We start from the raw sequence: 6,234 nt of genomic DNA on the forward strand, positions 1-6,234 counted from the left end.
ATCGGTCGCATCAATTCGATCGCTGCGATCGCCCGCCCTTCGGTCATCGAGAACGCGAGACGCCACCGCTCCAACTCGTCTGCCACGCTTTTCTCGCGAAACTCTTCCACACAGGGAATGAATGCCCGCATCGCCGCCACCCGGACATCGCGGTTCCCCGATTGCAAGAGATCGTCCAAGCGATAGCGGAGCGTGGTCGGCGAAACCTCGGTCATCAGCAACGCCGCCTTGGCATGATTCTTTGGGTCGTCGTCGTCGAGCCATTTTTTACTCAATTCAATCAGCGGAACCATCAATTCCCCGCGTTCGTGTTCTTCCACCGACGCTATGATTTCGCGAGTGCGATCCATGTCCGAGAGCAGGAATTGCGCGACGGCCTCTGCGGTCCGTTTGCTGACCACCTTCGGTACCAAAAACTGAGCTTTCTTGGCGACGAACGGATCGGGATCGCTGGTGTGTTTCATGACGGCATCCGCGATCGGTTCGCTGACGACCGAACCGCTGCCTTCGAAACTGAACGAGTAACGATTTTCGCTAACGAACTCGCTGACCGCATCCAATGCGGCGGCTCGGACGCGCCAACGTTCGTCGTCGATCAATTCCGCCAACGCATCACTCGCTTCAACGTTGGTCGACAACTGGCCGAGAATCTTGGTCGCATAGAGAAGCAGGTCCTCGTCCGATTCGGTTCGCAGGTATTCGACGAGTCGTTTGGTGATTTCATCGTCGGGATCTTCGGAGAGTTGTTTCAGCACGGCGGTGCGAACACTGGGACTCTCATCGGACAACAACTTTCGAATCCGTTCATCGCTGGTCAGTGCCCCGATTCGGTGCAGGGCGGCAACCGACAATTCGCGGACCAAGGGATCGCGATCGGTGGACAGTTCATCAATCAACGGTTCATCTTGCGAGCTTACGCCGGCGAGCAATTTTTCCGCCGCTGCATAATGCGTGGGCCCGTCCAGTTTGGCGAGCGATTCGATCAACCCTGCGTTGGCGAGTCGCGTCGTCCGGCCGGCGAAGACGCTGTAACGCACTTGCCGCAGCAATTGTCGCTGGCGGTCGGTCAACGATTCCACGGTCGACTCGATTCGCTTGGATTCAGTGGCCGCCGGCTGACCGACCGCGACCGCACGTTGGATCAGCTCGCCGTGTCGCAAGCTGGGCGCGGTGATCAGTTCACGCAGCAGCTCGCCGACCTGTTGCTGGTCTGCCTCGGATGTGTCCCCGTCCGATCCCGCCGGATCGTTCGCCGCGGGCAACGCTCTCAGCCACTTGACCAACGGAGTGGTGGTTTCGGCGTTGATCGAGTCCGGTACCCAGGGATCGATGCCGGCCGTCGGAGCATGCCACGCGGTCAGGATTTCCAACGCCGTTAACTGAGCGGAAAGGTTGCCGACACGCAGTTTGTCGACGACAGTCGCCGCAGTCACACCCCGATGGTCGGACATCCGTTTCGCGGCCGCGGTCCGCACAGAAGCCGATCGCCAGGACAACAATTCCGCGAGCTGTTTGATCTCGTCGGCATCGGGCGTGTCGGAAGCAAAAAGCACCGACTGCAGAACAGGGTCCGCCTGTTGTTGGTATTCATCCAGCCAAGCTTCCAGCTCGTTCAACGGCTGATAGCCGGATTGCGATGCGATGACCGCGCCCGCTCCGTCGAGAATACGTAGCGAAGGCAACGCGCCGACTTGGAAGCGTTCCGCGACGGCTTCGTTCAAATCGACATCGACAAACGCCACCACCCAATGCTTCAGGATGGACTCGGCTTCCTCGGTCGCCAACTCTTGTTCCAGCAATCGACACCACTGACACCACTCGGCACCGAAGAGTACCAGAAGCGGACGCTGCTCCAGCAGCGCCAGTTGCCGGCCCGGTTCGAACCCGTCAACCGCTTCGATACGGTCTCCCACTCGACGTCTTTTCTTAGATTTCGGCGTCGCGTTTTCCGCCGGCCCCGATTCGATGCTCGATCCAGTCGCAGCGTCTTCAGAGCCATCATCGGCTGACACCGACTCCGATTTCGATTCTGGCGTTTTTGATTTGCCCGGCGTTATTGATTTACTTTGACCGGAACCGAAAAATCCATCGATCAAATCGACGGAATCTTGATCGGTCTTGGCGGAGGAATTTTCGGGCGGGGCATCCGATCGCGCGGTGCTGGCGGGAAGACAACTGATCAGACACCCAACAACAGCGACCCACAAGGGCAACGTTCGCTTGCTCACAAATTGGCCTCGGAAGCGTTAGAGGCGTCACCCGACCGGATCGGATCGACGCCATGGATAATCTTGGCCCAATAGGCATCGTATTGGAAATGCGGGCTGTTCTCGCGATCGTGGCAGCGCACGCACTGTCTCGCAGCAACCCATGGCGTTTTGATCTTGGGGTTGTCGACGTGCTGGCGTGACGGACCGTGACAGTTTTCACACCCGACATGCACTTGCTGACCGGACACGGCAACATTTCGGAACCCGCCTTCGAGCCCGTACCCGGTGGTATGGCACTGTTGGCACGACGGGTCGAACTGCGCGCCCTTGCTGACCAGGACCTCCCAGGCATGGGCGTGACGGGACCGATGCCACAACGAATCGTCCGCGGCATGGCAGGCGGCGCAACGCTGCGAGCCGGCGATTTCATATCCGTCGCGGCCACTGGCCAGCCCGGACACCAAACCGGTTTGATCGGCTGAAAAGTCGATCGTCGACAAGCGTTCGTAGTAGTGTTTCAAATTGTCGAGTTGCCGATCGTCTTCCTTCAAATCGCTGGAAACTTCGATCACGTTGGCATCGGTGGCGCGGTAGTTCGACGCGTCGGCGGAGCCCCTGAAGACCAACTTGCCGACGTACTTTCCCTTGTTCGTTGCCGACATCACCGTCACATCGCCGATCTGCTTTGGGCTCATCGATTGGCCCGTCGGTCCTCCCAAAACCCCGTGGACTTCGGGCAGCGCCGCGGCGAGCGACTGTAGTTTCTGTTGGTCCATGTAGGCCAACACGATTCGAACGTCCGTTTCCGACTGGTCGAACGCGTCGATGACCGCGGAGACTGGATCCCGGGCGGTCCAGGCATCGCTGTCGATCATGTCGGGGTCCATCACTCCAGCGATTCCCACGCGGCAGCCGCCGATTTGCTCGATGATCAGTCGTTCGGGAATCCAATCACCGGCCCGGGGAACAAGATTGGTCGACAGCCAGGGTGCGTCGGTCGCATCGGCGAGTCGTCGCAGCACGGCCGGGCCGAGATCGGTTTCAGGCTTGCCGACGTTGTGGGCGCGCAAATCCATCCGCATCATGCCACGAAGAATCGATTCGAGTTTGACTTGATGATAGTCCGTCGTGCCACTGGAAGAACCTCCCACGTCAACAAACAGGGTAGGACGCTCGTTCCGATTCTGATCGATCAGCGTTCCCCGTCGGGCCAGCCCGCCGGATTGATTCGAGGCGCAGCCGCAGGGAGTGATCCAACCCGCTGTATCACCGCTGAAGATCACGCCGAACGTTGCCGGCGCACGTTCGCGACAGCCCGTGGCCATCAGCAGCAACGTCAGCCAGCCGATCTGCCCGGCGATCGTGTTTCGCAATAGCGTGGTTCCCACACGCGACGACGTTCTCATTGCAGCAAGCTGTAGATGACGATGTTGACGTTGACTTGTTCCGCGTTCGTGATTTCGTTTCCGCCACAGCAACAACAGCCTTGAGCATTCGAGGTGTCGTTCAATCCGTCCTGTGAGTACAACACGCCGAGCCGAGAACCCCAGTGGATTCCTTCGATGGGTCGAGGCGTTCCGTGTTTGGCTTTGAGTTCACTGATGTCGTACGCGGTATGAAAAATCAGGTGATCCATCGGCAGTGGTTTCATCTCCTGTTCCGGAAAAACTTTGACCATCTCGCGGCGGAAGGACCGATTCCATTCGGGCGAAGAGCAGCCGGCCGAAGCCAACAGGAAACCGCCGCGCTCAACGAACCGGCGCAGGTGGTCGCGTTCCTCAGGCAGCAACTCGAATTCGCCTTCTCCGGTCATGATCAGCATCGGAAAGTTGTAGATTTCGTCCGAAGCCAACTTGACCGAGTGCAGTCTGCGCGTCGTGCTGATCGAGGAGTCGATTTCCGCCTTGCGCAGAAAGTCATCGGCGAAGCATTCGCTCGTCTTGGTACCGGCATAGATCAAATTCGCCACTTGGACGATGCTTTCCGATTCGCCTCCCTGAGACTCCGGATCGGCCACCACATTGGTGTCTCCTTTCGCTGCGTCCTGTGTCTCCGTCTCCTCGGCTCGCAAGGGCGCGACGAGGCACGCCAAGGAGAGTCCGCCGAGGACGAGAAGCAGCCGCCTGAATTTCGATCGTTGAAAGCACATGGTTCACTCTCCCAATTGCTCGGCGAGTTGACGAAAATATTCGGAAACCTTGTCGCGGTACTTCCCCGGGACTGCTTGTTGGGCTTGACCACCACCGGCGTCGACCGGCGCGGCGTCGACCGCATCGGGCTGTCCGTCGCCCGGCGAACCGGTATGAACCGAAGCGACTCCGTTGGATGTCCGGTCGCCGCGTCCCTGGCTGTTGCTTTGAACCGGTGACGGCATCGCGCCGTACATGCCGACGTTGTTGGGACCGGGATGACGTTGGGAATATCCTCCGCCGGCTCCCCATCCGAATCCCATTCCGGGTTGACCACCGGGACGCATGCCGCTCGCTCCCGGCTTCATGCCCATCATTTCCAAGATCTGCTCGATCGAATTGCCCAGGTTCGCGCCGCCCGAACCGGGGTTGAACGACATTTTGCAGTTCTCGCAGGCCTGGTTGCCCATGCCCTGGCATTGCCCTAGAAAGCTTTCCAAAATGTCGGCGGCCGTTTTCGCATCGTCGTGCGCCGCATCAAACTCGCTGTTCAACAGGCCAGTTTGAGCGGACATCATTTTCGATTCTGCGTCGCTTTCCCGAACGGCTTCGACAAACTCCTGTGCGGTCTGACGCAGTTTTTCCAGATCCGGCTGATCGGGGAGCGCCCGGGCGTGCGTCTCGATGTCGTCCAGCAATTGATCGAGCGCTTGCCGCAATTGCTGTTGTTGAGACTCCAATTCAGCGATCCGACGCTGGTCCGGCTCCTCCGCGGTGTTCAATGAGTTCAACCGACGTTCCAAGTCTCGTTGTTGACGGACAATTTGTTCGAACCTTCGTTGATCCACAATCAACGGCATGACCTGTTGCAGTTGCTCCAGCGGTTGCACCGCATTTTGTTGAAGTTCGTTGCGTTCCGATGCCACCTGTTCGGCCATCTTGCGCAAGTGCTCCTGTTGTGGTTTGCTAAGTGGTTGTTGCGAATTCGGATCGTCCGCTTTGAGACTCGCCAATTGCTCGGACAGGTTTTGAATCTGCTTGGCTTGTTCGGCAAGTCGCTTGGTCAACTCGCGATCGACGTCGATCGGCATCGCTTCTTGGCTGAATTTTTCCATCGCCTCGGCTGCGGCTTGGGCGGCTTGTTCGGCGGCGGCCAGTTTTTCGTGCAACGCTTGTTGGGCTGCGGGTGTCCCAGATTCGGCGGCCGCTTTGGCGGCTTCGTCGACCGCCCGCAACGCTTCGGCAAGCTGTTCCAAATGCCGCTGCGACGCGGCGTACTTGGCCTGCAAACTTTCGATGCCTTGGCGTCGGAGATTCAATTGGTCAAATTCCTGCCGCGAGATGATTCGCACGATCGTCACGGGCGATTCGGCACCCTTGGCGCCCGCGGGGTCGTTGTCCTCGATCCGCGCGAACAACTGAATTTCGTCTCCGGGCGTCAACCCGTATCGCCCCAGCGGCAGATTCCAACGCGCCAGTTGTTGTCGGGTTCCGTCGCTTTCCAAGTCCATCTTGCTCGCCGGCGATCCGTTCAACGAACGATAGAGAGACAGACGCGAGATTCCGTAATCGTCGGCGCCTTCGATCGTGACCGGAATGCGGATATCGGGAATCGCCAACGAGACCGGACGCGGCGACGTGATACGCACGACCGGGCGTTGATCCTGATGCAGCGTGATGTTGCCGCTGATCGTCTCACGCGACGTGATCCCGTCGACATCCGTGACCGACAGCGTGAACTGGCCGGGCCGGACCAAGGGCATGGAACCGTAAACGGTCGACGACTCGGCATCGAGTTGACCGCTGAGAAACGATCGAGCGACATCTGACTCGGGCTGCAAACGGAGCGATTCGGTGGTTCCGTCGCGATACTTCAGCTCGACCGTGCCGGTTGC

Annotated in this window: 4 protein-coding genes; all 4 read right to left on the bottom strand. The window is 59.2% G+C overall.

Features of this window, described 5'->3' with window-relative positions; all coding sequences use genetic code 11:
* On the bottom strand, window positions 1–1,913 hold a 1,913-nt coding region (locus ABX749_RS17755), incomplete at its 3' end, for a HEAT repeat domain-containing protein (RefSeq protein ID WP_372897138.1).
* 311 nt (window positions 1,914–2,224) lie between these two features.
* Window positions 2,225–3,583, bottom strand: coding sequence for a multiheme c-type cytochrome (locus ABX749_RS17760; protein WP_372897139.1), 1,359 nt, complete (start codon window positions 3,581–3,583; stop codon window positions 2,225–2,227).
* Between the two features lie 29 nt (window positions 3,584–3,612).
* Complete coding sequence (locus ABX749_RS17765; protein WP_372897140.1) at window positions 3,613–4,359, bottom strand: DUF4159 domain-containing protein; 747 nt, start codon at window positions 4,357–4,359, stop codon at window positions 3,613–3,615.
* A gap of 3 nt (window positions 4,360–4,362) precedes the next feature.
* Window positions 4,363–6,234, bottom strand: a 1,872-nt coding sequence (locus ABX749_RS17770) for a hypothetical protein (RefSeq protein ID WP_372897141.1), incomplete at its 5' end; no start/stop codon positions are given.

It is taken from the genome of Stieleria sp., from assembly GCF_041595215.1.
GTDB lineage: Bacteria > Planctomycetota > Planctomycetia > Pirellulales > Pirellulaceae > Stieleria > Stieleria magnilauensis.

Excerpts from the sequence above, each read along its gene's own strand:
- ABX749_RS17765 (WP_372897140.1), bottom strand. The coding sequence starts at position 4,359 with ATGTGCTTTCAACGATCGAAATTCAGGCGGCTGCTTCTCGTCCTCGGC.